Consider the following 26,817-nt stretch of genomic DNA (forward strand, 5'->3'; position numbering starts at 1 on the left):
CCCAACCGGAGCGCGGGACTTCAGCCCGCCCCATCGTTCCGTCCCCAGTCAGGTCGAACAGCTCTAGATCCTTCGGAAGGAAATTTCGCCTTTGCCAAACTTCGCAATCAACTGGCGCATCGTATCTTCGGTGTTTGTGCCCCATTGGTCGCTGAAAGCGTAAGTAACCCCGTTGTGAAAAATAAGGTCCTCCGGCTTGGTGAACCACCGTCTTGCGTCGAAGGTTTTTCCATCGGGTTGTTGGCTCGCTTCGCTGGCGGCCCGGAGGAAATCCTTTTCGTTCGAGAACTCACCCGGCACGGTATAGAACCGGGGTCGACTCATCAGGTCTTGCAGTTCGTCCGGGCTGGACCCTTCTTCCAAGATACAAGAGACAACCTTCAAGATCGCCCTTCGTTTCACCAAGTTCGAAAACGTTTTCTCACGGTGAGTGACTTCATATTTAAATCTCTCGCGAGAGCTACCCCCGCCGATTTTTTTCTCTAACTTTTTCTCCCTGATGCGGACCATGTAATCCGCCGCTTCGGGTAAGGGGATGATTTGTTGGATATCAACGAGAACCTCTGCTTCGTTGCGATAGGCTTGCATGCGCACACAGCTGATATCGAGGCCCTGCTCGTTTAACCAGAGAACGGTAGTCGTGATCTCTTGGTTGAAGTCGGCGGAAACCAGCACGATGCGGGTCTGCTGTCCAATTTCACCATCAGTTTCGTCAGACCAATCGAGGTGTTGGAGGAGGGTTTTCTCGGCGTCTCCTTCCTTTTGATTCTTATCAAGGTAGTCCTGAAAGATCTCAACAACACGATCAAAGGTTAGAGCCGAAACCATTGCTGCGTAGCGAACGGCCTGTAGGTCCATATGTCCGCCATCCGTGGTTCTCTTGAGCTCGATTACGACCAGATTGCCGGTCTTATCGATACCCAACAGATCGATTCGGCGCCGACTATCTTCCCATTCGGAAAATTCCTCCGCGATAATTAGGGTGTCGGGCGAAACTGCTTGGATCTGTTCCTTGATGACCTGCTGCAAGTTCTCCCGCTCAAGAATACCGAGCTTCGAAAACGTGGCTTGCGGGAGCGGGGAGAGAGCGGTTTTAGAAAGTTTATAAATCGGCATGGATAGATGGGAGAATTAGTATCTGGCCAAAGTCCCTCGGGAAAGGGCGAACTCTGAGAACTGAGTTGCCGTGGAATCGTGGACCAAGGTTCTATAGGGTCGACCTCTGGGATGCGGAAAAGCGCAGTTGGGTGATGTCGCGTATTTTGTTCTTCGGCACCATGCCCGGGATTGCGTCCCACTTCGTGCGGCTCTCCAACTCTGCCAAGCGGGTTGGCTTTCCCCAATATTCATCATGAGCCTCACAACAAAGAAGAACGTAAACCATTCCCCATACGCGACCTCGACTCCACGCGAGGACGCAACACCGTTGGCGTTGGGGAATGCGAGAGGACGAACGACCCGGGGTAGGCCTCGCGCTGCTCCGCCAACCCCGGGCTGAAAGACGTAAGCCCGTTGGGCTAGAAGAAGAAAACCATCGTGCTGGGGCACCCCAATGGAGCGCGGGACTTCAGCCCGCCCCGTCGTTCCGTCCCGGTAAAGACCCCAGGGCAACCTGTGCCGCCCAATAAGGATAAAGCTCCTTATCCGAAAGCTCCCCGGCCACCGCCCTCCGAAAAGCTTCCGCCACCAAACACCGCCACCCACTTGGCCACCCATCTTCGTCGTAATCGGATTCATCGGGATGGAGATCGGGTGCGATGAAAAAGAGACGACCAGCCGTTGAGGAAGATAAGTCTTCCCAAATCGAGGAATTAAATTAGCCGTTCCCAAGATGACTCCGAATATTCTCAGCCAGTTGGGCTTCGTCGTAACTTTGAACTACTTTAATATGCAGGAGAGAAAGGTCAGCCGCTGCAAAAACTTGATCAACGAACGCGTCTCGTTCGATCCGTTTTTTTCGGTTATGAGATGAATCGTCGAGTTCGATCGCGAGAGCTGGTTGCATGGACGTGCTTTCGCAGATCACAAAGTCGACGTGCTTCCGGTCAATCCTGTTTCGGGCACCTTTGTTCACATTTGGACGAGGGACATAGAAAAGGTCGGCTAGATTAACTTTGGTGATCAGTGTGAAGCCTTCGGGGATGAGGCGCTTCAGAATATGATAAAAACGAAGTTCACCTGCGGAGAGGAAGTTATCTTGTTTGGCGTAAGGAAAAAGGTTGGGAGGTTGTGGCTGTTCAAAGGATTTTCCCCAATTTAGGAAGACGCCGAGACAGCCTGCATTGTTACTTTTTGAGGGCATGATTCGCAATCTGCTCAGATTCTAGCTAACGAACAAGTTCAGCCGATGCCATTCGAGGGCTTCATAGGAGGGCAGGTTCTTTTCAGGGAGGGCGAGGGGTTTGCCTACTCTCGAGAGAAAAATAGTTTCGAGTTCTTCATTAGGGAGCTGTTTGGCTATTCGTGATGCAACTAGTAAGCGGTAGTGGTCATCGAACGAGATAAGACCTCGGTCGAAAGCTGCATCAAAGGTTGCCGAAAGACAAAGTCCGTTTGTAGGTTTGAGACGGAGTTCTTCGGACTGTGACCACGGAACGATATGGGATGCTCGCAGCAATTCGGGCAGGGGGTTCCCAGTAATGCAGCAAAGGTACTGATAGGTTTCTAAAACCGTTCGGCGAAAGAAGGATTGGTGGCGGCGTGTCTTGGTAAGCGAAAGACCTTCGCTCGGGCCATTGGGTTCCACCGCATCAGGCTCTAACAGTGGCTCGGACTCTTCGGCGAGTGCAGGGAGGTTGTTCTCGAATTCATCCCAAATCTCACGGTCCAATTTGCTGGCCCCTGAGAGCCCTTTTATGCCACGAGCCTTTTCAATCGGATCTAACGAAGTGAGATTGTTGAGTTTCATGGAAACCGATCCTGGTGTCCGGCCTAGTTTCTCAGCCAACTTCACAATGGGAGGGTAAGTGCTATGCTGCTTTCCGAAAGGAGTTCGATGATACAAGTTTAATGCTTGGAGAAGTTCGTTTCGCGTCCAGCGGGCCATAATTATCTTTTAGAAGAGGTCAGGGTGATTGTCGAGATGAAGGCTTGGTTTGCCTTTAGGCGAAAGGGGTAGGTCGTAGCTCAAGATTGTGCATGATATTGCCTTTCGATGAGAGAAAGGATTCGGGCGTAATTGTCGGCAACCCATTGCGCTTCTTGGGCGTTGGAGCCTTCTTTCAGGTGGGCGGGGAACTCAGATACTTTTCCGGAATGCCAGTCGGCAGTTTGTTGCCATTCCTCTTGTCGGCAGGAAAGGCCTTCGATCACTTGCCCGAGGTCGAGTCGGGTGAACTCGATGAGGAATTTTTGGTCTAGAGGATTGTTTGTGCTGGTGTCTTCGATTTTATCCACGGTCGGAATCTTGTGGGTATCGGGTGGGGTGGTCTACGGACTATAAGTAGCAATTGGTTTGGGAATCCGATGGCATACTGAGCTAGGATTCGCTCGCGGTAGAGAGGGGCGCGAGGTCGCGACAACTCGCTCGCGTTCTGTAGGCGTTGCGGTGAGGGGCGGAATGACCATGAGGGCAACCTGCGGGAGGTGGGCGAGAGCTTTGGTTTTTGGAGTTTGGTTTTTCTGCGGTTCGCGGGGACGGGTTTGGGCTGCGGGTGGCAGACTCGCGGTGTGGGGAGGACGGGGCTTTGGGGCGGGTGGGGGCACCCTCGGTCCGTGGTGGGAGGATGCAGTGGTTCGGCTTTGGTTTTTGAGTTTTTGGAGTTTGGTTTTTGGCGAAGCGGGAGGGTGATTTTTCCGCAGGTTCTGGAAATTTGATTTCCCCAACGGCCTCCCAAGTTCTTATAAGGAGGGCAGGTGATTGGTGTTCTTGATTCCGGAGTGGGGGGGCTTTCCGTGTTGCGGGAAATTCGGGCGCTTTTGCCGGGGGAGGATCTGGTTTATGTGGGGGATTCGGCTTTTTGTCCCTATGGGGCGAAGTCGGGGGAGGTATTGCGTGAGCGGGTGGGGGGCATCGTGGAGTTTATGTTAGGCGAGGGGGCGGAGGTGATTGTGATGGCGTGCAATTCGGCGACGATTCAGGCCATCAAGTGGTGTCGCGAGCGTTGGCCAGAGGTTCCCTTTGTGGGGATGGAACCGGGGGTGAAACCGGCGGTGGAGGCGACGCGCAGTCAGGTGATAGGGGTCTTGGCGACGGAGGCGAGTCTGACGGGGGAGATGTTTGCGGATTTGGTGGAGCGCTGTTGTCACGGCTGTCAGGTGCTGACGAGTCCTTGCCCGAAGTTCGTGGAGCTGGTGGAGGCGGGGACGTTGTGCGGGCCGGAGGTGGATGAGGCGATTTGGGAGTATGGTGGACCGCTGGTGATGGGGGGGGCGGATGTGTTGGTGCTGGGATGCACGCATTATCCTTTCCTAAAGAGCGAAATTGCGCGGATTTTTCCAGAGGTGACTTTGATTGATACGGGGGGAGCGGTGGCGCGTCGGGTGGGGGAGGTCCTGGGCCGGGGGTCTGAGCCGGAGGCGAGGGAGGGCGCGGTGAGTTTCTACACGAGTGGCAGCGTGGAGGTGATGGAGGGGCTCTTGCCAAAGCTGCTGCCGAAGGTGCGGGGGCAGATTGCGGGTTTGCCGCTGATGGCGGGTGGGGGGGCGAGGTGATCTTTCCGCGTTCCGCGGGGTGTTTCGGGGCGATGGATGGCTCGCTGAGCCGGTTTTCATGGGCTTTTCAGGAGGTAATACACTGCTGCGACTAGTGCGGCGGTGGCCAAACAGGCGGCTACGAGATGCAAATCGCGGCTATGCCAGAATGAATGGGAGCGCTGAAATTTTTTTCGACTGAGTTTTTCGAGTTTTTTTTGGGTCTCGCGGGACTGAATCTTCCATGAGTGGTAGCCGGTCGGAACCATGGTCAGTTCATCGGGCTGACGAGTGGTTGATTGTTCTTTGGATGGGATCGAGGTGCTTTTGTTCATCACGCTTTACTATAAAGTTAAATATGTCTATTTGGCTATCTAATTCTTGGAGGAGGCCCGCTACCGCAGGGCGTTGAGGGGCGGGGGGAGAGCCTGGTTTCGAGGGGAGCGCGAACTGCAACCCCTCACAGATTGGGGCGAGAATTTGGGTGTCCGAGCGAGGGTTCCGCGTGGTCCCGGAGGGGGCAGTTGGCTGGGAAGTCAGGGCGAGAGGAGGTTTTCGCCAACCTTTATTGGAGCAGTGGGACTGCTCAAGGAGGGGTGCGTTGGCTGGAGCTCCCGCCATTGTGGAATGGGATTCTAACAGTGGTTGTTAGGGGTTGTGAAGGGGGCGGGGGCTAGAGTCCTTTCATGGAATAGTAGACTGCGAGAGCGACTGAAGCGGTGAGGGCGACGGCGAGGATGAGCCGGAGGTCGCGGTTGTGCCAGAGGGAGTGATTCTTGCGACGTTTCTTGGCGGAAAGAGGGGCGTTCCCGGGTTGGTTCTCGAGTGGTGGAATGGTCTGTTCTTTCCATGAACGGAATTGAACCGGGCCTTTCGGAGCAGCAGGATTTTTTAACAATCCACGCCGAATTGCGTCCTTGGTCAGGGAGTTGTTATCAGATTGGGAGTCCATGCTTGTTGTTAAGAAAAGTTTATCAACAGGCGGGTCGGAGGGCGATCCTGGAGGGATGAAATGTCACGAAAGAACCTCGAAAAGGGTTGGGTGGGTTCTGGCTGGACCCAAACTTCTTAGCAGATAGGGGGTTTGTCTGCTTGACGATAGAGCCAGAGGTGTGCAGCCTGCGCCTCCTTTCACCGTAAGCATGGCAGCAAAAATTTATACAGACAAAGACGCGAACCTCTCCTCCATCAAGCGAAAGAAGCTCGCCGTCATCGGTTTTGGTTCCCAAGGGCACGCACACGCTCTCAACCTTAAAGACAGCGGCTGCGATGTCGTGATTGGCCTTTACGCCAAGTCCAAGTCCCGCGAAGTGGCCCAGAAGCTCGGTTTCGAGGTGATGGACACGGCTGAAGCGGTGGCTGCTGCGGACGTTATTTTCGTTGCCGTTCCCGACACGGTGATTCCTTCCGTCTATGAGAAGGACATTGCGCCGAATCTGACCAAGGGCAAGTGCCTCTTGTTCTCCCATGGATTCGCCATTCACTTTGGCACCATTGAGGTCCCCGAGGATGTGGACGTCATCATGGTTGCACCCAAGGGCCCCGGTCACACGGTGCGCAGCCAGTTCGTTGAGAAGAAGGGCGTTCCAACTCTCATCGCCATTCACCAGGATGCGACCGGCAAGGCGCACAAGATTGCTCTCGGCTGGGCCAAGGGCATCGGCGGCACCCGCGCGGGTGTTTTCGAAACAAATTTCCGTGAAGAAACCGTTACCGACCTCTTCGGTGAGCAGGTTGTTCTCTGCGGGGGCGCGAGCGCTCTCGTGAAGGCGGGCTTCGAAACTCTCGTGGAAGCTGGTTACCAGCCCGAGATGGCCTACTTCGAATGTTTACACGAATTGAAGCTCATCGTGGATCTGATGGTTGAGAGTGGAATCGCAGGAATGCGCTTCTCCATTTCCGAGACTGCAGAGTACGGTGACGTCACTGTTGGCCCGAAAATTATTGATGCGAGCGTGAAAAAGCGCATGCAGAAGCAGTTGAAAGCCATCGAAGATGGGAAATTTGCCAAAGAGTGGACAGAAGAGTATAATAACGGCTGTAAGAACTTTAACGCAATTCGTCGCGAGGAAGCCAAGCACCCCATCGAAAAGGTGGGAACCAAGCTTCGCGGGATGATGAGCTGGCTCGGAGGAGCCAAAAAAGTTGGCAAGGGTCAAAGCCAAGCCAGCTACGTTTCAGGATCAAAGTAACAACAACGCTTTAAAATCTTTGGGTAGTCCGGTGGGGACCGGCTCCCAATATCAAAGCCGCGCGGTGGGGGCCGCGCGGCTTTACTATTTTCGGCGCGAATCGGGCAGTTTGCCGAAAAATAGGAGTAAAGAAGGCGTATCGTTAAGGATTGCCTTGAGCTGAAGGAGGATTTGTCCAAACTCCGCGTCAGGCTTTCCTAAAAGACCTAAAAAAACCATAAGCAGCACAATAAATGACTAAATCAAATGAAGTAAATCGCATGAGACTGCTCTGGGCAGGATTCGTGGCGATCTTGGCAGCCGGAGTCGGTTTCGGCGTCCGGGGAGGTATCTTTACCAACTGGGCGGATGAGTTCGGATTTTCGGGTGCCCAATTGGGGATGATCGGGGGAGCCGGATTCACGGGATTCTGTTTCGGTATCATTATCGGGGGACTGATCGTCGATAAGATCGGCTACGCGAAACTCGTCATCGCGGCCTTCCTTTTTCATACGATTTCAGCGTTCGTCACTCTTGGCGCGACGGAAGGCCAATCGACCGCAGTCGCATTTAACTTCCTTTATTGGGGCACCTTCATTTTCGCGTTGGCAAACGGCACCCTCGAGGCGGTGGCCAACCCCTTGGTCTCCACCTTGTTCCCGAACAAGCGGACCCATTACCTCAACATTCTCCACGCCAGCTGGCCTTTGGGGATGGTCATCGGTGGCCTGATCGGTTGGTTCCTCGGCTCCGGCGACAACGCCTTGCACTGGAAGATCCAGCTCGCACTCTACCTCGTGCCTACATTGGCTTATGGAATCATGTTCCTTGGCCAGAAGTATCCCAAGTCGGAGGCTTCGGAGAAGGGTCTTTCTTTCGCACAAATGTTCCGCGAAGTCGGTTATCTCAGTGGTGGTGTTGTTTGCTTCATGCTCGCGTTGTTTGCCCGTGACACCGTGAACACCATTTCTGGTGGAGGCGTGATGCCTACCATCGCCGCGCTCGTGGTGGGAATCGGACTCTTTGGTTTCACTCTGAAGATTACCGGTGGCTATGCCGGTAGTGTGCTTCTTTTCTTCCTCTTCATCGCCCACGTTCTGGTTGGTGCGGTCGAGCTGGGAACGGATGGCTGGATTCAGAACATCACCGGGGTGATTCTTGACCCGACCCAGGGTAAGATTCTCTTCGTCTTCACTTCCCTCCTCATGTTCGCCCTGCGCTTTGCAGCGGACACTATCGAAAAGAAGGCTGGCCTCAGCCCAGTCGCTCTTCTTTTGGCCTGTGCCATCATCGCGGTGATTGGTCTGAACTTGATTGCGGCCATCAGCGGCTTCGGTTTCGCACTTGGTGCGGTGGCTGTTTATGCCGTGGGTAAGACCTTCTTCTGGCCCACCATGTTGGCGGTTGTGGGTGACCGTTTCCCTTCCACTGGTGCGGTTGCGATGAGCTTGATGGGTGGCGTGGGCATGATGTCTGCCGGTCTGATCGGCAACGTTGGCTTGGGTTACTTGAAAGACCGTTACGCGGTTGACGAGCTGAAGTCTGAGAACGTGGCTCTCTACGAAGAATACAAGAGCGAGGGTGCGCCGAGCTCTTTCTTCGGAATCGGAGAAGTGCAGCCTCTCGATGGCAAGCTCCTCGAAGCAGCCAAGGGTGCGGAAGCCCCAACTCCCGAGCAGACTGCAGTGGTGGAAGCCGACGTGCGCGGAGCCCGCAGCACTCTCCGGACGGACTCCCTCATTCCGGTTGGAATGGCGATCATCTACCTCGGGATGTTGCTCTACTTCAAGAAGATCGGCGGCTACAAGCCTCTGACGATTGCGGAAGAAGGCAGCGGCAGTGCGGCCAAGGCTGCAGCCGAACATGCGGGTGAGGCCTAAGCCCTTCATCCGGTATTGATTTTTGAAAGGCGGCCTCCTTCGGGAGGTCGCTTTTTTTTGCGAGTGGTAAAGAGGTTTTTGTCTAAACGAAAGTCTAGTTGGCAGTTACCTTTTGCGGGTTGTACAATGCTTGGATACCGATTCCCACGCTTCCTCTGGCGAAAGAAAGGCCGTAACGGAAGCGAATAAAGGGTGTTCTTCCGCTCTCAAACCCACATTAGCCATGCGACTGTTTACTCTTCCCCTAGTTCTGCTCATTACTCCGACGCTATCGGGTCAGGAGAAGGCTCCGATTGACTTTAATGACCAGGTGCAGCCGATTTTGTCGGAGTATTGCTATCATTGCCACGGGCCTGATAGCTCCACGCGTCTTCCCAATGCTGACAAAGGCGGACAGCCTTTGAGGCTGGATCGGGAAGCGGATGCCTTCGAGGTGCGGGAGGACCTCGGTGAGCCTGTGATCTTGAAAGGGGAACCAGAGAACTCGGAGCTGATCCTCCGTCTCATCTCCGATGACAAGACCGAGATCATGCCGCCGCCGAAGGCGCATAAGACGATGAAGGAGGAGGAAATCGAGATCCTCAAGCAGTGGGTCGCGGAAGGGGCACCCTATGAAGAGCACTGGTCCTTTATCGCTCCCAGTCGTCCCGCTTTGCCGGAGGTCAGTACGGAGAGCCGCGAGTGGAGTCAGAATCCCATCGACACGTTTATCGCCGCGGAGCACGAGAAGCGTGGTTTGACTGCGAATCCCCGGGAAGAGGACGCGCGTTTGCTTCGTCGTCTGAGTTTGGATTTGTCGGGGCTGCCTCCGACGCCCGAGCAGTTGGACAATTGGAAGAATGATCCCAATGCGGCCGTCGAGTCTCTGTTAGGCACGGATGAGTATGCCGAGCATTTCGGCCGTCACTGGCTGGACGCGGCGCGCTATGCCGACACCCACGGTATCCACATCGATAACTACCGCGCAATCTGGCCCTACCGGGACTGGGTGATCGATGCCTTTCGCAAGAATATGCCCTTCGACCAATTCACCCGGGAGCAAATCGCGGGTGACATGATGCCAAATCCAACGACCGAGCAAATGATCGCCTCGGGATTCAACCGCTGTCTGGCCACAACTGGCGAGGGCGGTGCGATTGCCGAGGAGTGGGAGGCGATTTATGCGCAGGAACGGGTCGATACTTTATCAGCGGTTTGGCTCGGTCTGAGCACCGGTTGTGCCGCTTGTCATGACCACAAATTCGATCCGATTACGCAGGTTGATAACTTTTCGCTTACCGCTTTTTTCCGCAATACCACGATGGCGGCGTTGGATAAAAACAATGCCGAGCATCCGCCCAACCTCTTCGTCACTGCCTTGGAAGACCGGGGTCGGTGGGAGGAGGTTCAAGCGGCCTATCAGGCGAAAAAGAAGGAAGCCGAAGACCGCCTGACGTCTGTGGAGAGTGACTTTGCCTCTTGGGCGGAGCAGTTGAGAGCCGAGGGACCCGCGGCCGATGAGGTGGCTGCCAAGGTGGATTCCAGTCAGGGTCTCATCTTCAATTTGCCATTGGATGCGAAGGGGCCAACCATCGACGGTTTGGTCCAGGGGCAGATGAAAAATTGGCCAGCCCCCAATCGCAAGTTCGTGGATGGGCCTTTGGGTCCAGCGACTTGGGTGAATGATTCCGGGGTTTCCCTCGGCGATGTCGGAGGGATGGATGCCAAGGGTCAGTTCTCCTATGGAATGCTGATCTACACCGAGGGCAAGGCGAATGGACCGGTCATTGCGAAGATGGACGAGCAGAGGAAGTTCCGGGGTTGGGACTTCTGGATGCAGGATGGTCGTCTGGCCTCTCACTTGATCGATGAGTGGACCAACAAGGCCCATAAGATTGTTTCCAAGGAAGTGCTTGAACCTAAAAAGTGGCACCACGTGATGGTGACTTATGATGGTTCGCAGAAGCCTGGCAGCCGGGTGAAGATGTATCTGAACGGGAAGCTGACGGCGAGCTCCACCAGTCCCAATAGCGCCGCGGACAGTTTCGTGACGGGGCAGCCTCTGCGACTGGGCGCCCGTTCCCATGGACAGAAGCTTTCCGGAGGACAGGCCGCGATTCAGGACTTCCGAATCTACGACCGAATTCTGCCGGAAACCGAGTTGCAGCAGTTGGCCGAGTTGGTGGACTACGTCCCCCTGGAGGTGGCTGCCACTGTCCCTCTCGACAAGATGACCGAGAGGCAGCGCAGGACACTGAAGACCTACTTCCTGACCAATCACGACGAGCCCTATCAGACCCTGCAGCGTGAGCTTGCGGAGCTGGAAAAGGAGATGGCTAGGATTCGGGCTCGTGGATCGGTCACTTTGGTAATGGACGACCGGAAGGATCAGGAAGCCTACGCCCACGTCTTGACGCGGGGAGATTACCGTCAGAAGGCGCAGAAGGTCCCGGCCGCAGTGCCTGAGATCCTGCCGCAATTGCCGAGTGGGGTGCGAGCGGATCGTCTGGCTCTGGCGGACTGGCTGGTCTCTCCCGAGAATCCACTCCCTGCCCGCGTCACCGTGAACCGGCTTTGGTATTACTTTTTCGGAACGGGAATTGTCGAAACGACAGAAGACTTCGGCATCATGGGCGCCCGGCCAACCCATCCGCAGCTTTTGGATTGGCTGGCGGTGGAGTTTGTGGAATCGGGATGGGATTTGCAGCACATGATTCGCCTGATCGTCTCCTCCGCGACCTATCAACAGTCGGGTCATACCACGCCCGAGCAATTGGAGAGTGATCCGGATAACCGTTATCTTTCGCGAGGACCGCGCTATCGGCTTGATGCGGAGCAGATCCGTGATTTGGCTTTGAGTGCCTCGGGATTGTTAGTGAAAAAGTTCGGGGGTCCCTCGGTGAAGCCCTACCAGCCCAAAGGAGTCTGGTCGGCGGTGGCGATGAACCAGTCCAATACGCGATATTATAAGGAAGATAGTGGGGAGGCCCTCTATCGCCGCTCGCTCTATACCTTCTGGAAGCGGACCGCGCCCCCTGCGTCGATGGACCTCTTTGACGCGCCTTCGCGGGAGACTTTCTGTGTGCGACGGAGCCGGACCAATACTCCTCTGCAGGCCTTCGTGCTGATGAACGATCCGCAGTTTGTGGAAGCTTCCCGCCGTCTTGCTGAGAATGCGATGAAGGAGGAGTCGGATTTTGAGGGGCGGGTCCGGTTTATCTACAAGTCCTTGTTAGCTCGGGAAGCCGGGGAGAAAGAGCTGGTCATCTTGAAAGAGAGTTTCCAGCCCATCGAAGCCGGATTCCAACAGGACCCAGCCCGTGCGAGCGAGTTGATCGGGGTGGGGGCCAGCAAGGCCGACCCGAACCTGAATCCGTCCGAGTTAGCCACGTGGACCGTGCTCGCCTCCCAAGTCTTGAACCTCGACGAAACCATCACGAAATAGCGCCATGAATTCCATTGAAGATTACAACGCCCAAGTCTCCCGCCGTCAGTTTTTCCGCAAGGGCGGGACCGGATTGGGCGTGGCCGCGCTAGCCTCCATGCTGCCTCGGGAAGCTCTTTCCATTGGGGCTGAACCCGAGTTCGACTTTCGAGCCATCGCGCCCAAAGCCAAGCGGGCAATTTACCTTTCCATGGTAGGAGCTCCGGCCCAGATGGAGACTTGGGATCCCAAGCCCCACCTCAGATCCGAGTTTAAGAAAGACCTCACGGGTTATCTCAAGGAGCAGGGTGAGCGTCTGACGGGGATGACCGCCGGGCAGTCCACCTTTCCACTCGCGCCTTCGGCCTTCGAGTTCGAGAAGATGGGCAAGAGCGGCATCGATGTCAGCGAGCTCTTTCCATACACCGGCAAGGTGGTGGACGAGCTTTGCGTGATTCGGTCAATGTATACCGAGGCCATCAACCACGAGCCGGCGAATCAACTTTGCTTTACCGGAAATCAGGTGGCGGGGAAGGCTTCGCTGGGGTCTTGGCTGAGCTATGGCTTGGGCAGTAGCAATGAAAACCTGCCATCCTTCGTGGTCTTGCATGCCAAGCACAGCAACCCGGCGGCCAACGTGCAGGCGATCTCGAATCGTCTGTGGGGCTCCGGCTATCTGCCGGGCAAGTATGCGGGGGTCGAGTTGCGTTCGGTGGGAGATCCGGTGCTCTATTTGCGCGATGCTCCGGGCATCGATCGGGCGACCCGGCGTCATATGCTCGATGGCCTGGCGAAGCTCAATCAGGAGTCCCTCCAGTTGGTGGGGGATCCGAATATCCAGACCCGGATTCAACAATATGAAATGGCCTTCCGCATGCAGGCCTCGGTGCCTGAGTTGACCGATCTGTCCAGCGAGCCGGAGTCGTCTTTCGAGCTCTATGGCGAGGATAGTCGCAAGGCGGGGACTTTCGCGAGTTCAGCTCTGATGGGGCGTCGGCTCTTGGAACGCGGAGTGCGCTTTGTGCAGATTTTTCACCGTGGTTGGGATCAGCATGGCAGCTTGCCCCAGCACCTGCCGGATCAGTGCCGGGACGTCGATCAGGGGTGCTATGCACTCATCACCGACCTGAAGCGTCGGGGAATGCTGGATGATACTCTGGTGATTTGGGGGGGAGAATTCGGCCGCACCATTTACTCGCAAGGCACTCTCAACGAAAGAACCTACGGCCGGGATCACCACCCCCGCGCATTCTCCATCTGGATGGCGGGCGGTGGAATCAAGGGCGGGATGGTTCACGGAGCGACGGACGACTACGGATACAACATCATTGAAAAGCCAGTGCACATCCGTGACTTGCACGCGACCATTCTCCATCAGCTCGGCATCGACCACGAGCGAATGTCCTACAAGTATCAGGGCCTCGATCAGCGACTCACCGGGGTTGAGCCAGCCAAAGTGGTGAAGGATATTCTGGCGTAGGAGCGCTAGATATCGATGACTTTTCCCGAGACGGACTTTGCCGATTCTCCTTCTTGTTCCGGAAGGGGATCGAAGTCCGGATCGAGGGGGTTTCCACCGACGGAGACGTGAACCTTCTTGGCGAGCTTGTCGGTGAGAACTTGCCTGATCACCGCTCGGACAGGAGGAAGAAGAAGGAGAAAGCCAACGGTATCAGTCAGGAATCCCGGGGTGAGGAGAACCGCGCCCGCAATGAGGATGAGCAAGCCGTCGACCATCTCCTTGTGCGGCATCTTGCCCATGGAGAGGGCATTCTGAAAGTTTGCGAGGGCCTTGCCCCCCTGGGATTTTGTGAGAGCCGCTCCGATAAAGGCGGTCACCACAATGATGAAGAGAGTGGTCCCCAGGCCCAGGTGTTTCCCCAAGAGCATGAACAGAGAGAGTTCGATGATGGGAACGAGGATGAAGAGGAGAAGTAGACGTCCGAACATGATTGGGAGAACAGGTAGTTCCAGCAGCAGTCTCCTGCGGAATGGGGCCTTTGCAAAATGGAAAGTCACCCCAATTTTGGAATCGGGTCTAAACCGGGACGGGGGTGTCGGCGAGAATCTGCTCCACGATGGAGATGTTGGTGAGTCCGGCGAACTTGGCGTCGGGCTCGAGGACCAGACGGTGTGCGATGACGGGGACTGCCAGCTTCTGGATGAGTTCGGGAGTCACGAAGTCCTGGCCATTGAGGAGGGCCATGGCTTGGGCGGTATGCATGAGCGCCAGCGAGGCCCGCGGAGAGGCGGGCAGCTTGACTTTGTCTGCCTTGCGGGTGGCATTGACCAGACTAACGATATAGTGCCGAACCTCGTCGGTGATGGTGACAGCCCTTGCCAGTTTGCGCACAGCCAGAAGGTCCTCCCGGCTGCAAACAGAGGTCAGCTGGTCCAAGGGGTGGGCCGTCTGCTGCTCGGTCAGGAGGGCGACTTCCTCTTCGACGGAGAGGTAGCCCAGGTCACACTGCATGGCGAAGCGGTCCATCTGGGCCTCGGGGAGGGGGTAGGTGCCTCGGAATTCGACCGGGTTCTGGGTGGCTACTACGAAAAAGAGTTCTCCCAAGTCATAATGGCGGCCTTCAATGGTGGTCTGACCCTCTGCCATCGCTTCGAGCAGGGCCGATTGGGTCCGGGGGGAAGCGCGGTTGATCTCGTCGGCGAGGAGGAGGTCGGTGAAGATGGGGCCGTGGTGAAAGCTAAACTCGGATTTGGAGGGGTCAAAGATGGAAACCCCGAGCACGTCGGAAGGAAGGAGGTCGGGGGTGAACTGGAGGCGCTTGAAGCTCATCCCGCCCACCGCTTGGGCCAATGCTTTGGCGAGGGTGGTTTTTCCTGTGCCGGGGTAGTCCTCGAGGAGCAGGTGACCGCCGCCGACCAAACAGGCCAGAACCTGGCGGACGGCCTCGTCTTGTCCCCGGATTACGGTGGAAATGGCGGCTTCGATTTGATGGAGGATGCTCGTGGCCTCGGCAGTCGTCATGTGTGCGGGAAGCTTGGAGGCGTATCAGGGCCGGCGCAATGTCTTTTGGCTCCGAAGCTTGCGAAGTCAGGAGGAGTCGTTAGGTTGGGGGTTATGGCAAAGTTCATTTTTTCCCTGTTTCTCCTCTTGGTTGCTTGCGCTGGCGCCTACGAGATTCCTCAAGGGGTCATGAGTATCAGCGAGTTGGAAAAAGCGCAGCAGAAGGCCAAGGAATCCAACAAGCCGGTGGTCCTGGTCGTGGCCATCAAAACCCAGCCCGAGACCTGAGTGACTTGCCCAGGCACCATCAGTTCGTTGGTGAGCAAAGAAGTTCTCGGTTGGTCGCAAGCGGTGGCCGTTGATCCCTCGGAAGTCCTCGCCTTGCCGGCATCGGTCCGTGCGGTGGTGAAGGGTAAGGCGGGCGTGACCCCCAAGGTCTTTGTGATGAATCCGTCTTTGAGCGAAAGCTTTGGCGCCTATAATCATGAAGAGCTATTGGGAAAAAACTGGAGCGCCATTTTCAAGGATGCGAAGGCCGGAGTGCGATCGGCCATGAGTGAGGGGACTTTCATTCAGGCAGGAAAGGTGGTGAAGATCGCGGATGCCAAAATTGAGAAATGGCAAAGCGCGGCAGGCTCCGCCATCGAGGCCAAGTTGGTTGCCATTGAGGATGACGCGACCTTTGTTTTCGAGACTGCGGCAGGCAAAACCATCCGGACAACCGCCGACAAGTTGAGCGAGGAATCCGTAACCCGGGCCAAAGCGCTGGCGACTGAATAGGATGTTTAAGAAAGGCAGCTGTCAGTATCGGGTCTACCGCGTTCTCAGATTGCTGGCGGTCGGTTATGGAACCTTGATGCTCTTTGCCTGCACAATGGCGGATCGGATGATCTTCATGCCGCCACCCGCGAGCTACTCCCTGACCGACGAGGGGGTGGTGCAGTTTGGGGTGGCTAAGGAATTCAGTGGGATTTATCGGCCGGCCTCCGAAGCTGGAGCCCCGACCTTGTTGTGGGCTCACGGCAACGCGGAGGACGCGGGTTCGGTGGGCGAAGTTGCTTCGTTGTTCTCGCGACAGGGATTTGGAGTGATGGTCTACGATTATCCGGGATATGGGCATTCGAAGGGAAAACCGAATGAACAGGGAGCCTATCGCTCGGCGGATGCGGCCTATGACTTTCTCACCAAGGAACAAGGGGTCCCGCCTGAAATGATTGTGTTGGTGGGGCAATCGGTGGGAGGTGGTTCAGCTTCCTATCTGGCAGAAGAAGGGAAGGGGGCGGGGCTGGTTTTGATTTCGCCTTTCAAGTCCGCCTTCCGGGTCATCACCAAGGTCAAGGTTCTGCCCTGGGACCGATTTGATAATCTCAAGCGGATGGGCAAGATCGAGATGCCTCTGTTGGTCATCCATGGCGATGCCGATGAGGTGATCCCCCATGAGCACGGGATCGCTCTCTACGAAAAGCACTCCGGGCCGAAAGAAATGCTGGGTTTGAAGGGCGTTGGTCACAATGACCTCTGGGCCCTCGCCAATCAGGCGGTTGTGGAGGCGATTGAGGAATTCTGGAGCCGGATCGAGCGTTAGAGAAGTGCGATTCCGGGCGGGGGAGAGGATTGGGCTGTAAGCTTTGTCCGTGACCTCGGGCGGAATGCAGTTCAAAGAAGGGCTCAGGTGAAATTCGTTCTCAAGGGTCTCGTTCACGGTTACCGGCTTTTCCTTCGGCCATTTCTACATTGGGCGAGTGGTGGCAAGGGGACCTGTCGCTACGATCCGTCTTGTTCGGCGTATTTTTTGGAAGCAATTGACAAGCATGGCAGCGGAAAAGGGGCCTGGATCGGGATAAAACGGATTTTGCGCTGTCATCCATGGGGTGGGTTTGGTTATGACCCCGTCCCGCCGCCGAAGGGCTCCGCTACCGGAGAATCTTCACCAAACGGCACACCGGATTGATATTATGGATCGCAAGGGAATTTTTGGCCTGCTGATTTGCGGAATTTTATTCGCAGCTCACCTCTATTATAGTGGCATCGAACGAAAGGAGTTTCTGGAGGAGCAAGCTGCTAAGAAGGAACTCGCCCTCCAGAAAGAGAAGGAGGAAGCCGAACGCCGCGCCTTGGAAGGCGACGATGTGGAGGACGGAGACATTGGGGAAGCTGGCGCTGAGTCCGCTGGCACCCCGGCAGCGACCGCCAAGTTGCCGGAGCAGGAGATTCGCCTCGAGACCGACAAGGTCGCATTTGTGCTCACCAACAAGGGCGGCGGCATCAAGTATGCCGAGTTTAAGGACCAGAAGGCCGTAGTGGTCGCCGGCGAGCGCAAGAAGCTCAGTGAAGAGGAGATCGCCAACCCGAAATTGGTTCATCTGAATCGTTACGGTGACTCCGCCATCGGAGCTCTGGTCGACGGGGGAGTGGACGGTGCGCTGGGGCTGGACTACATCGTTGTCAGTCAGGACGACAAAAGCGTGACCTACGGGGCCACGACGCCCGGGGGCCTGACCATTGCCAAGACCTGGACGCTGGTGGAAAAGACCAACGAGGCGAGTGAATACCTCATCGACCTGACCGTTAAGCTCAAGAACAGCAACGAAGCCGGCAACATTTCGCTCAAGCGATATGGCATTCACGCCGGTTCTGCCGGACCGCTCTTCAAGGGAGAAGATTTGCGCGGAACGGGATTCTTTTCCTATAGCAAGAAGCTGAAGTTCAAGGGCACCAATTGGTTTGGAAAAGGGTTCCTGCGTGGGCCGCGCGATCGCTACGAGGAGCTTGAGTCCGACGTTCTCTATGCCGGGGTTTCCAACCAGTTCTTTGCCACTTTGGTCAGTAAAAAGAAGCCGGCCGACGCGACCATCTGGGCCAAGGCACCGGAGATGAGTCTGGAAAAGACCGGTGGAGGCGGGAAGAAGCGCTTCATCAGCATGGCGTGGTCACTTCCCGACGAAGTCCTGGAGCCCGGCGACCGGGAGTCTCTCCAGTATGAGATTTTCATGGGGCCCAAGGACAATAAGGTGGTTCGCCAACTCGGCGAGGGTCGCGGTGACGTGATGCACTATGGCTGGTTCTCTCTGATTAGCCGCCCTCTCAACTGGTTGCTCAACTTTTACCACGATAGCATTTTCTCCAAGTTCGCCGACAAGTGGGCCTGGGGATTCGCCATCATCCTCGTGACCTTCACCATTCGTATCATCATCTGGCCGCTGCACAACGCCTCGACCAAGACCATGAAGCGGATGTCCAAGCTGCAGCCGATGATGGCTGAGATGAAGGAAAAGTATCCCGACGATCCGCAGAAAGTGCAGACCGAGACGATGAAGCTCTACAAGGAGTATGATATCAACCCGGTGGGCGGCTGTTTGCCGATGTTTGCGCAGATTCCCATCTTCTTCGGATTCTACTCCATGCTGCGCTCGGCGGTGGAACTTCGTGGGGCCCAGTTCCTGTGGGTCGATGACCTCGCCCTGCCCGACACTGTTTATGAACTGCCCTTCGGCCTGCCCTTCCTCGGTGACCCTGTGCCAGTGAACCTTTTGCCCCTGCTAATGATGGTGACCATGTTCATCCAAATGCAGCTCACCCCCAAGACCGGGGACCCCATGCAGCGCCGCATCTTCATGTTGATGCCCTTCATGTTCTTCTTCTTCTGTTACAACTTCGCGTCCGCTCTGGCCCTTTACTGGACCGCGCAGAACATCTTCTCCATTGGTCAAACCTGGTGGATGCAGCGTCAGCCCGAAGTTGACCTCAAGAAGCGCAAACCCGGCAAAAAGACCCTCATGGAGAAATTTGCGGAAAAGGCTGAAGAAGCCCAGCGCCTCCAGAAGCAGGGGAAAAAGCCCGGCCAAGGCAGCCAGCCCGCCACCAAGAAGCCCAAGAAACCACGCGGTCCGAAATTGGGCGGTTGATCTCCAGCCAAGCGGAAGCTCATTCTCCTCTCGCGGGCCTGAAGGGTAAGCGGGGGGAATCACCGTAAAAAGACTTGGGAGGCGACCCAAGCTTTGTTCCCTAAAGGGTGGATGAGGTGGGACACTCAATTCAATCTCGATATACTTGAGGAAAAGGGGAGGAAGCCCATCGTCTCCGAATTCTTCACGACCGAAGAGGGAACCTCTTTTCTGGCACCGAGCATGATTCGAGATTTCTTTTCATTGCCAATACCTTACGACCTGAATGCTCGGGCATTCCTCGAGAGCACGGCAAGGTGCCGGAAAGTGAAGGGAAACTGGACGGCGTTCATGGGCGGGCTGACCCCGGTTCCGCCAGCGCTTTGAGAACTTTTGCAAAAACTACCCTATCATGAGCCCGGAGGATCGGTGGGGCGGGATGGGGGTTGCCATAGGGGCTTCGGTCTGGGACCGGTGCCTTGATCGCCGAGCCGGGCTTGCGTCTTCACGGCGTCTGCGACGGTCTGGGCCAACCGTTCCCTATAGGTGGGAGAAGCGCAGAGCTTGGCTTCGGCCGCGTTGGAAAGGTAGCCAAACTCGATGAGCACACTGGGAACATCGGGATTGCGGGTGAGACGGAGCCGCCGACGACGGAGCCCCAAATTTCCTCGCTTGGATGGCACCGTTGCTTCCAAATTGTCCTGAATGCGGGTGGCGAGTCCGTGGGAGTCGACGCGCCAGTAGTAGGTTTCTGGCCCGCGGGTGGAACCAGTTCCGCTTCCGGTGGAGTTGTAGTGGAGACTGAGTAGGATGGCGCCATCACGTTGGCTGGCCAGGCGAACTCGTTCGTCGAGATCGATGAAGCGGTCGCCTTCCCGAAGCATAATCACCTCGAAGTCTTTGCTTAATTTTGAGCGAAGCCTTTTGGCTGTATCCAGAGCGAGGTCTTTTTCTCGATCTCCCGTAGAGCGAGAAACGGCTCCGCTATCCTGTCCGCCGTGGCCGGCATCAATGATGACGGTTCGGAAGCCCTTGGGTCCGGGCCGATGCCCCCATTCATCCCGAGTGAGGGATTCACCATCGCTGGCAGGGATTCCCACGCTTCCGGAAGGGCCGCACGAATTGGCGAGAAGGGCAAACGCGAGCAGGGAAAGAGGTAGGGAAGCCACTCGAAAAGCTCTCGAGAAGCGCAGTCCAAGTGGGGTATGGTGTCGAGTATGGAAGCGCCTCTGTCGTTTCATCATCGGGACATTTCCAGAAGAGAGAGAGAAGCGAAAGCGAAATTGTTGGGTGATGCTGTTGTCGGTGCAACGGCACGGGCGATTCAGTGCCATTTGCTTCTAATGAGGACCGGGAGAAGAGGGCGAGGTTGAAAATGAAGCCTCCATCTGACGCACTCAATTTATTCGGTTAGACATTCACGCCAAACACCCTTCATTTCGAACTATTCGGGGGGTGGGAAAGGGAAGGACGGTTTCTAAGGGGTGAGAGGAGTCGGCTGACCTCCATTGTAAAGCAGGGTTACTTCGGCTGGACTTAAGACACGATTCCAGACCGCTATTTCGTCAATAGCGCCATGAAACCATCGTCCAGTGGCATTTCGGTAAGTTCCAATGTTCAACCCGGAAAAGTCCGCAATTTCGCCGTTGTTCTGTGCTTCGCCGATTTCGACCCCGTTGATGTAAGCGGCAATCTTGCCAGTTGAGGCGTCGAAGGTGAGGAGGCTGTGGAAGAGTCGACCAGCGAGGGTGTTGTCAGCAACGGGGTAGTTGATGATTTTGTCAGCGTCACTGCTCTGGGTGAAGAACTGGATCTGAGTATCCTCGCTGTTGCTTCCCTCGCGGAGCCCAAGAGAGATGGCGTAGCTCGGGGTCGTCTCGTAGACCATCATTCGGGTGCTTCCTTCCGGGACGACGCTGGGATTGAACCAAGCAGAGATCGAGTAACTGCCGTCGGGGGCGTCTTCGACGATCTCCCCAGACACGCTGACATAATCGCCGTTACCGTCGAAGAACGCCGCTTCGCCGAGAATCCCGGATTCAACAAACGAGGTGTCGCCCAAGGCAACACCATTCAGCCTCTCTCCGGCTGCCACGTCGCCGTGTGCATAGAGTGAATTGGTGGCGTCGCCCTCGAAATTCCAATAGGCGCGGAGTCCATTGATGAACGTGGAATATTGAGCGACGCGTAGGAAAACACGCTGTTGGGAAAGAGGCAGACGCCAGATAGCGACATCCGGTTCGGACCCCAAGAAGTGAGTCTGTGCGTTTGGGTCAGGCTCAAAGACTTGCAAATCTTCGCTGAACTCAACCAAGCAAACTGGTCCGGGAGGAATCCACGCGGCGAGATCGTAGTAAGGATTTGCGGGATCAAATTCGGGCTCTTTGTCGAATGCCAGTATGCTCAAGGGTCGATGCTCTGTCGCTCCGATGTCGGCCCCGCCATGGCGGGCGAATCCGTTCTGATCGTGGGTGGGAATGGAACTTCCGGTCGCTCCGTTGATGGCCAAAGAATTCGTTTCCGGCGGCATCGAAGGGGTGCTGCCTCCGTAAAAGCCAAGGGGCGCCAAAAGGGCATCAACGTCTATGAGGTTGGCTCCTTCGTAGGTCTCGGTTCCTGAGTGGTGGAAGTTATCCGCATTGCCGAAGTCGGCATGATTGCCGGCAATGATGGTGTTGCGGATCGTGACGTTGCCGCCCGAACTTAGCCCTCCACCGTCCGTACCCGCCCTGTTCGCACTGAAGGTGCAGTTCTCGAAAAGTCCTTCCGAGGTGCCTATCAAGCGGACTGCTCCTCCGAAGGTGGTAGCCTGATTGTGGGCAAAGGTCGTATTGCGGATCGTCAGGTTGCTTGTGCCCATTGCATAGATTGCTCCGCCCTCGCTTGCTTGATTTCCATAGAAGGCTGCATTTTCAATAGTGAGGTTTCCCCCGAACATCCAAATGGCACCTCCTGAGAAAAACTCAGGCAGGTTTGCCCCAGTGACGTTCACTCCATTGAGGGAGAGACTTGATTCGGAATCGAGTTCGAAGAGGCGGGCGGATTCGTTCGCTTGCAAAGTCAGCCCCTCGGAGAGCATTGAGGCATCAATGGTAATTTGCCGGTGGCCGATCGCGATTTGCCCGCTCTCAAAGCGCAGCACTCCGCCGGAAAGGCTGGGGTCGAAGGTGATGGGTTCACCTTCAGGTAAAGTTGAAATCACTTCGCGGAGGGAGCCCTCACCGCTATCGGCCAAGCTGGTCACCTGCGTAGGTGGCAGGTCTATTGCCGTTACGAACTGCACCTCGCCAATCTGCATCGCGCTGAGGCGAGGGTCCTTAATGTTGGTGATAAGGAGCTTGTAGGACGAATAGGGAGTGCTGTTTTCGAAAATGTTCAAGCTGCCAACTGTTGCGCGCGCGGAAGGCAGGGTGGTGGTGCTGGTGCTGATCAAGCTCCAGCGTTCTTCCAAGCCTTCGCTGTGTGCCGTGCTAGTGATGAGGTCATTGGTGCCGAATAGCTCCCAGCCGACAGGATCGAACCCTTCCTCATCGATTGCGGTTGCCATGACCAAGCCCCGCACGACCGCTGGTTGGGCCCTTGGCGTCACAATGAAGCCGGAGTATTCGCGACCAAAGTTCAAGTATTTGGTGTCGAGCCGGCGGTCGATCGCCTTTTCGGCATCATTTTGCCCATCTTCCGGTGAACTGCTGCTTCGACCGTCAAACAACCCGATGGGTATAATGGCATCGCCGGGCGAAAGCACGGGCTGCGCGAAGGCGAAGGGCAGGCCTCCCGGATGGAAGTTGGAGTGGAGCAAATAGTCGCCGGTGTGGGTTCCGGCTGAATTCACCATGAGATAGTAGGAGCCAGGCGTCAGCTCTTGAACCAGACGGAAATTGCGATCTTGCGAGCCATTGATGTCGTCATGTGTTGCCAGGATCTCGTTCGTGCTGCCATCGTAAAGGGTGCCCTTGCTGTCGAGGTTACCTGTGGTCCAAACTTCCAAAGTGCCACTTTCTGCTACAGAAATTTCAAACCAGTCCTGGTCGTTTCCCTCTTCGATTTTCCCATGGCGCAACACCCCGATGTCGGGGAGCAATAGACTGGCGAAAGTGCTGTCGTTGCCGTGATCGTCCCCTGCGATTGGTCCGGGACTCACGGTGAGGTCACTGTTGTCGCCCAAAATGGTCGCCTCGCGGGCGCCCTTGAGGTCTGGGAGGCTTCCATTTGCCGCGATGGTGTCCATACGCCAGTAGGACTCCAGCCCCGGGGTGTGAGCACTGATTGAGCGGCGCAGGGTGGAGGCAATTTGCTCTCCGGTGCGCGTGACATCCCAAATCCGCAGCTCGTCTATCAGGCCAACGAAATTTTCTCCAAACATCCCATCTCTCCCAATGCTTACCGGGTGATTGGGGTCGGTGAGCACGGCTGGTCCACTCAGGGGCCCGCTCGCTGCCAGAGAGCCATTGAGATAGATCGAGTAGTCGCTCGGCGAGACCGCATAGGCCACGTGGATCCATTCCCCTGCGCGATAAGTCTGCGTGACGCTGGCCCCGGACTCCTTCCATTCGACGGCGTCCCCGAGGTGGCCAATGAATTCAGTCCCATCACGCACCTTCAAGGTCGTGCCATAGTTCGAAGTCATGGTGCGGGTGCTGAAGAAAGTCTTGCTCCCAGAGATGTCATCCGGCCGGATCCAAGCCTCGACCGTAAAGTTTCCCGAAATGGTGGCTCCGGGCAGAGCAGTAGCGTGACCGTCGCCTTGCAGCTCTAGGGCAGAGGCTGAATTGAGCGAGGCCTCGGGTTGACCCATGAAGGCCCAGCGATTCCCGCTGTCACTATCTTGTTCGCGCTGAATGCGGAGGCGGTAGACGCCCGGATCGATCCAATCGCTGAACGGACTATAACGCGCTTTCCCATTTTCCCCCCAATTGCCAGAGTGATACTCGGGAGCAGTGGAGGCAAAGGATCCGTCATTGTTGCTATCGATCCAGAAGCGTGTTCCGTCTGCCCCGTAGGTCAGAAAGCGCGTTCGGCGTAGAACTTTGATCCACCCGTCGTATTGGACCGACTAGTTGATCCAATGCGAATAGCTATTGCTCGAGATGCCCATTGAGGAAGCCGTGCCCATAGTATTGTCCCAATAAAGGGGCATGGCTTCGGTGCGAGTGCCCGAGATCGTCTGGCTAGTGCGCCAATCGCTTTGGGAAGTGTTGTTACGTAGGCTACTGTTAACGAAGCTGGCGGTGAGCCCGCGATTCTCCAAGGTCGCTTCTTGATAGAGTTCGAAGTCTCCAGATCCTTTGCTGCCTTGGTCGCCAAACTCGAGGACACAGTAGTTCCTTCCTGCGGCCTCTTCGTATTGCAAACGCATCTTGTAGGAACCTGCGGGAATCGGAACAGTATAGGATGAAAGGCCGAAAGAGTTGTCGATCACCAGCTCGTCTGCAGTTGATCCAAGCGTGCCATCGGAATCCAGATCGATCCAAAGCTTCGTCCCATCGTCACTGAACAACCTCAAGGTCTGCTCGGTCCCGTGTGGGACATGAAGGTAGCCGTCCCATTGCACGGAGAAATGACTCCAATCTGTATCGTTCCCGCCAGTGATGCCCAGGGCGGCGCGGTCACCGAAGTCATTTTCCCGAAAGGTAATACTGGGGTCGACCCGAGTCCCGCTAGGAGTGCTAGTTGTGTTCCAGTCCAAGGAGTTTGTCGCCCGTAGACGTTCGTTGAAGTAGCTTCCGGTCAGACCGGGACTTTCTCCGTTTGGATCCGTGGAGAGTGTGACGTGGTTTGCGTTCGCTTTTAGAAATTCAACGCGAAGGTCGAGATATTCATTGGGCGATATCCCACCAAGTCCGGTGTTGGTGACACGCACCGAACCATCGGGGCTGGTCCATGAGGCTCCCTCCGCGAGTGCCGAGTCATCGCGATCAAAGTCGGCGTGGTCGTAGTTGTCCTCCAGGATGCCATCAATCTGGGAAAAAGGCGTGCAGTCGATCTGGCGATGATTCCGATCACTGTGCTGCCACACCATGTAGGCACCGGTACTGAGAGTGTGGTTGCTGGGGAAGTTCCGCCGCAACCCCGCCCAGATGCGTTTGCCTTGTCCAGTCAGGAATGTCAGTCCGACCTTCTGGTTGGGATTGGTGTCAGGATGATCGAATCGATAGATGCGATAGGTGCTCGTTTTGGTGACCTCCTCGACCCGACTGTCCTCGATCCACCCGAGAATTTTCTTGCTGCTCATCGCAAAGTGGCCGTTGGGCCACACATTCTCGATCCCCGGGCGCTGGCGATAATGGACTGCCATCAGGTCAAAGACATCTCCGTATTCGTCGTTCCCTGCGGCCCCGAGACTTGTGTTTACTCCTCTCACTTCATTCCAATCCCCGCCAGCCTGATTGCGCACCCAGAAGTTGGCATGCCCGAGACCGTAGTTGTGTCCGAACTCATGCATGTAGGTGTTTTCGCTCGCTACCCCTTCCCACTGATCACGACCGCCAATGCTAGCGAATCCTGCCCCAATGTTTGAGTTGGTCCGATATGCGTAGACCACGAAATCAAAGTCGTTCACGGCATATCCGGCCGCGAGGGCGGCACCTCGAGCATCGGTCGCCAGCGTTCCGCTTTTTGAGTTTCCAAGAGCAGCGTATTCGGCCGTTGTTTTTGGTAGCCGAATGACTTCGGAGGTAACCGTGCGATTGATCAGGCTGCTCTTGCCGTAGGAGTTGTCAGCCACCCAGTCCGAACAAATTTCCAGATAATCCGAAGCCGTGGCTGCCGACAGAGCTTCGCCCGAAAGGTCGGAAAAATCACAGCGGATGACGATCACCCGCTTGGGGGTGGCGCTCCAATCAAGAGAGGCCTGAGAGGCCGCCCCGATGACCCCTCCTCCGTTGCTTGCGCCGCTGCTGAACGCCACCGCAAGCCCGGCATTCACCGTATGTGGGCCAATCATACCGAGTGCCTGCTCAAGGTCTGCGGCAACCTCCTTGATTTTTGTCTCATTGGCCGCGAGCAATTCGCCACCCAAGAGAGCAACCGGCACCCCACCTTCATCCCGCAGGGGAAAGTGTTCCATCACCGCTTCGCGATCAGTTTCACTTAGGATCTGAATTGGTCCTGGAAAGAAGGTGGCCACCTCGCCCACTCGGATCCCTTGCACGGGCAGGTCGTGCTTGGTGATGACATCTCTCCATGAGGCGGTCGGAAAGACACGTAGAGCTTCTTCGCCCGACTGGAACCAATGGCGGTGGCGTCCTTCGTTGTCCCCACAACCGGAGTAGACCGCATACTCCCCGCGAAGACTAAATGGTTGCTCGACCAGCGCCTGCAATTCTTCCGGGAGGGATAACCATTCTTGCCAGGAAAGCGCTGCTTTCAACGCTGCCGCTGGCTCGCGTTGAATGAGTTCCGCCATAGCCGCTCCCCGTGCTTCTGCGAGCGGTCGTGCCTCGGTCAAGTCGATATCCTGCACCGGCTTAGCCAATTGAGACTGCATCCACTCGTCGAATCGGATCATCGCAAGAGAATCCGCAGGCCGGGCGGTTCCGTGGGAAATGCGGTGAGAGAAGCTCCCGGATTGCTTAGTGGCCTGAGGTGGCTGAGGGTGATCTTTCTTGGGAAAGAATACAAAGATGAGGCCGAGTATCAGCACCAAGAGACTGGCAGATAGGGATTTGAAAGTATTCATTTATTCTTGGAGTTTCGAAGGTTGGAAAAACGACTCAGCGCAAAGAGGCAGAGAGAGACTTGTTAAAATGGCAGGCAGGAGGTTTCTTATTTGGCTCATTTGATTGGGAATCAGTTTTGGTCCAAAACGACGAACCCTTCTCAGCTGGAGATGGGGTCTTCAACGCGGCGTGAATGGCGGCTTCGATCCTACTATCTCCAAAAGGAA

Annotated in this window: 21 protein-coding genes; 10 read left to right on the forward strand and 11 right to left on the reverse strand. The window is 56.2% G+C overall.

What is annotated here, in order from left to right; genetic code table 11:
* Window positions 1–63: 63 nt before the first annotated feature.
* From IE099_RS02890 to IE099_RS02905, 4 genes are all read right to left on the reverse strand, one after another.
* A complete protein-coding gene (locus IE099_RS02890) occupies window positions 64–1,116 on the reverse strand; it encodes a PDDEXK family nuclease (protein WP_189567189.1) in 1,053 nt (350 codons plus the stop codon).
* Between the two features lie 700 nt (window positions 1,117–1,816).
* Window positions 1,817–2,302 (reverse strand): DUF2726 domain-containing protein, encoded by a 486-nt coding sequence (locus IE099_RS02895; RefSeq protein WP_189567191.1) that lies wholly within the window; start codon window positions 2,300–2,302, stop codon window positions 1,817–1,819.
* 21 nt (window positions 2,303–2,323) lie between these two features.
* Entirely contained in the window at window positions 2,324–2,908 is a 585-nt protein-coding gene (locus tag IE099_RS02900; RefSeq protein ID WP_229809361.1) for an HNH endonuclease, read from the reverse strand.
* Between the two features lie 218 nt (window positions 2,909–3,126).
* Window positions 3,127–3,396: a hypothetical protein gene (locus IE099_RS02905; RefSeq protein ID WP_189567195.1), complete on the reverse strand. Its 270-nt coding sequence runs from the start codon at window positions 3,394–3,396 to the stop codon at window positions 3,127–3,129.
* A gap of 459 nt (window positions 3,397–3,855) precedes the next feature.
* Between IE099_RS02905 and murI the strand changes: the two genes are divergently transcribed.
* The gene (gene murI / locus IE099_RS02910; RefSeq protein WP_189567197.1) at window positions 3,856–4,653 is read left to right on the forward strand and encodes a glutamate racemase; all 798 of its coding nucleotides are present in this window, start codon (window positions 3,856–3,858) and stop codon (window positions 4,651–4,653) included.
* Window positions 4,654–4,709: 56 nt separating this feature from the next.
* On the opposite strand, the gene IE099_RS02915 is transcribed toward murI, so the two are convergent.
* Both IE099_RS02915 and IE099_RS02920 read right to left on the reverse strand, forming a co-directional pair.
* Entirely contained in the window at window positions 4,710–4,967 is a 258-nt protein-coding gene (locus IE099_RS02915; RefSeq protein WP_189567199.1) for a hypothetical protein, read from the reverse strand.
* Window positions 4,968–5,305: 338 nt separating this feature from the next.
* The gene (locus tag IE099_RS02920; protein WP_189567201.1) at window positions 5,306–5,584 is read right to left on the reverse strand and encodes a hypothetical protein; all 279 of its coding nucleotides are present in this window, start codon (window positions 5,582–5,584) and stop codon (window positions 5,306–5,308) included.
* A gap of 190 nt (window positions 5,585–5,774) precedes the next feature.
* On the opposite strand from IE099_RS02920, the gene ilvC reads away from it, so the two are divergent.
* From ilvC to IE099_RS02940, 4 genes are all read left to right on the forward strand, one after another.
* Complete coding sequence (ilvC, locus tag IE099_RS02925) at window positions 5,775–6,824, forward strand: ketol-acid reductoisomerase (protein WP_189567203.1); 1,050 nt, start codon at window positions 5,775–5,777, stop codon at window positions 6,822–6,824.
* A gap of 260 nt (window positions 6,825–7,084) precedes the next feature.
* A complete protein-coding gene (locus IE099_RS02930; RefSeq protein WP_229809362.1) occupies window positions 7,085–8,683 on the forward strand; it encodes an MFS transporter in 1,599 nt (532 codons plus the stop codon).
* A 223-nt stretch (window positions 8,684–8,906) separates the two neighbouring features.
* Window positions 8,907–12,107: a DUF1553 domain-containing protein gene (locus tag IE099_RS02935; RefSeq protein WP_189567207.1), complete on the forward strand. Its 3,201-nt coding sequence runs from the start codon at window positions 8,907–8,909 to the stop codon at window positions 12,105–12,107.
* 4 nt (window positions 12,108–12,111) lie between these two features.
* A complete protein-coding gene (locus IE099_RS02940) occupies window positions 12,112–13,566 on the forward strand; it encodes a DUF1501 domain-containing protein (RefSeq protein ID WP_189567209.1) in 1,455 nt (484 codons plus the stop codon).
* A 5-nt stretch (window positions 13,567–13,571) separates the two neighbouring features.
* Here the strand turns inward: IE099_RS02940 and IE099_RS02945 are convergent, their stop codons facing one another.
* A complete protein-coding gene (locus tag IE099_RS02945; protein WP_189567211.1) occupies window positions 13,572–14,036 on the reverse strand; it encodes an FxsA family protein in 465 nt (154 codons plus the stop codon).
* Window positions 14,037–14,124: 88 nt separating this feature from the next.
* Window positions 14,125–15,069, reverse strand: a complete 945-nt coding sequence (locus tag IE099_RS02950; protein ID WP_189567213.1) for an AAA family ATPase — start codon at window positions 15,067–15,069, stop codon at window positions 14,125–14,127.
* 93 nt (window positions 15,070–15,162) lie between these two features.
* On the opposite strand from IE099_RS02950, the gene IE099_RS02955 reads away from it, so the two are divergent.
* From IE099_RS02955 to yidC, 5 genes are all read left to right on the forward strand, one after another.
* Window positions 15,163–15,336 carry a hypothetical protein gene (locus tag IE099_RS02955; protein ID WP_189567215.1) on the forward strand — a complete coding sequence of 58 codons (174 nt, stop codon included), beginning with the start codon at window positions 15,163–15,165 and terminating at the stop codon, window positions 15,334–15,336.
* Window positions 15,337–15,366: 30 nt separating this feature from the next.
* On the forward strand, window positions 15,367–15,828 hold the full coding sequence (locus IE099_RS02960; RefSeq protein WP_189567216.1) for a hypothetical protein: 462 nt from the start codon (window positions 15,367–15,369) through the stop codon (window positions 15,826–15,828).
* A gap of 1 nt (window position 15,829) precedes the next feature.
* A complete protein-coding gene (locus IE099_RS02965) occupies window positions 15,830–16,633 on the forward strand; it encodes an alpha/beta hydrolase (protein WP_189567217.1) in 804 nt (267 codons plus the stop codon).
* A gap of 87 nt (window positions 16,634–16,720) precedes the next feature.
* Entirely contained in the window at window positions 16,721–16,999 is a 279-nt protein-coding gene (gene yidD / locus IE099_RS02970; RefSeq protein ID WP_189567218.1) for a membrane protein insertion efficiency factor YidD, read from the forward strand.
* Window positions 17,000–17,003: 4 nt separating this feature from the next.
* Window positions 17,004–18,953, forward strand: a complete 1,950-nt coding sequence (gene yidC, locus IE099_RS02975) for a membrane protein insertase YidC (RefSeq protein ID WP_189567219.1) — start codon at window positions 17,004–17,006, stop codon at window positions 18,951–18,953.
* A 389-nt stretch (window positions 18,954–19,342) separates the two neighbouring features.
* On the opposite strand, the gene IE099_RS02980 is transcribed toward yidC, so the two are convergent.
* The 3 genes from IE099_RS02980 to IE099_RS02990 all read right to left on the reverse strand — a co-directional run bounded on the left by IE099_RS02980 (window position 19,343) and on the right by IE099_RS02990 (window position 26,610).
* On the reverse strand, window positions 19,343–20,101 hold the full coding sequence (locus IE099_RS02980) for an N-acetylmuramoyl-L-alanine amidase family protein (RefSeq protein WP_189567220.1): 759 nt from the start codon (window positions 20,099–20,101) through the stop codon (window positions 19,343–19,345).
* A gap of 308 nt (window positions 20,102–20,409) precedes the next feature.
* Window positions 20,410–23,727 (reverse strand): LamG-like jellyroll fold domain-containing protein, encoded by a 3,318-nt coding sequence (locus IE099_RS02985; RefSeq protein ID WP_189567221.1) that lies wholly within the window; start codon window positions 23,725–23,727, stop codon window positions 20,410–20,412.
* Between the two features lie 258 nt (window positions 23,728–23,985).
* The gene (locus tag IE099_RS02990; RefSeq protein ID WP_189567222.1) at window positions 23,986–26,610 is read right to left on the reverse strand and encodes a PA14 domain-containing protein; all 2,625 of its coding nucleotides are present in this window, start codon (window positions 26,608–26,610) and stop codon (window positions 23,986–23,988) included.
* Window positions 26,611–26,817: the final 207 nt, after the last annotated feature.

The organism is Roseibacillus persicicus, from assembly GCF_014651675.1.
Classification (GTDB): Bacteria; Verrucomicrobiota; Verrucomicrobiia; order Verrucomicrobiales; family Akkermansiaceae; genus Roseibacillus; species Roseibacillus persicicus.

What these genes read in the sequence shown, in the direction of transcription:
- IE099_RS02920 (WP_189567201.1), bottom strand. Translation starts at nt 5,584, where the DNA reads ATGGACTCCCAATCTGATAACAACTCCCTGACCAAGGACGCAATTCGG.
- IE099_RS02985 (WP_189567221.1), bottom strand. Translation starts at nt 23,727, where the DNA reads ATGGGTCAACCCGAGGCCTCGCTCAATTCAGCCTCTGCCCTAGAGCTG.
- yidC (WP_189567219.1), top strand. Translation starts at nt 17,004, where the DNA reads ATGGATCGCAAGGGAATTTTTGGCCTGCTGATTTGCGGAATTTTATTC.
- IE099_RS02935 (WP_189567207.1), top strand. Translation starts at nt 8,907, where the DNA reads ATGCGACTGTTTACTCTTCCCCTAGTTCTGCTCATTACTCCGACGCTA.
- ilvC (WP_189567203.1), top strand. Translation starts at nt 5,775, where the DNA reads ATGGCAGCAAAAATTTATACAGACAAAGACGCGAACCTCTCCTCCATC.
- IE099_RS02940 (WP_189567209.1), top strand. Translation starts at nt 12,112, where the DNA reads ATGAATTCCATTGAAGATTACAACGCCCAAGTCTCCCGCCGTCAGTTT.
- IE099_RS02890 (WP_189567189.1), bottom strand. Translation starts at nt 1,116, where the DNA reads ATGCCGATTTATAAACTTTCTAAAACCGCTCTCTCCCCGCTCCCGCAA.
- IE099_RS02965 (WP_189567217.1), top strand. Translation starts at nt 15,830, where the DNA reads ATGTTTAAGAAAGGCAGCTGTCAGTATCGGGTCTACCGCGTTCTCAGA.
- IE099_RS02930 (WP_229809362.1), top strand. Translation starts at nt 7,085, where the DNA reads ATGAGACTGCTCTGGGCAGGATTCGTGGCGATCTTGGCAGCCGGAGTC.
- IE099_RS02895 (WP_189567191.1), bottom strand. Translation starts at nt 2,302, where the DNA reads ATGCCCTCAAAAAGTAACAATGCAGGCTGTCTCGGCGTCTTCCTAAAT.
- IE099_RS02915 (WP_189567199.1), bottom strand. Translation starts at nt 4,967, where the DNA reads ATGAACAAAAGCACCTCGATCCCATCCAAAGAACAATCAACCACTCGT.
- IE099_RS02955 (WP_189567215.1), top strand. Translation starts at nt 15,163, where the DNA reads ATGGCAAAGTTCATTTTTTCCCTGTTTCTCCTCTTGGTTGCTTGCGCT.
- IE099_RS02990 (WP_189567222.1), bottom strand. Translation starts at nt 26,610, where the DNA reads ATGAATACTTTCAAATCCCTATCTGCCAGTCTCTTGGTGCTGATACTC.
- IE099_RS02950 (WP_189567213.1), bottom strand. Translation starts at nt 15,069, where the DNA reads ATGACGACTGCCGAGGCCACGAGCATCCTCCATCAAATCGAAGCCGCC.
- IE099_RS02945 (WP_189567211.1), bottom strand. Translation starts at nt 14,036, where the DNA reads ATGTTCGGACGTCTACTTCTCCTCTTCATCCTCGTTCCCATCATCGAA.
- IE099_RS02900 (WP_229809361.1), bottom strand. Translation starts at nt 2,908, where the DNA reads ATGAAACTCAACAATCTCACTTCGTTAGATCCGATTGAAAAGGCTCGT.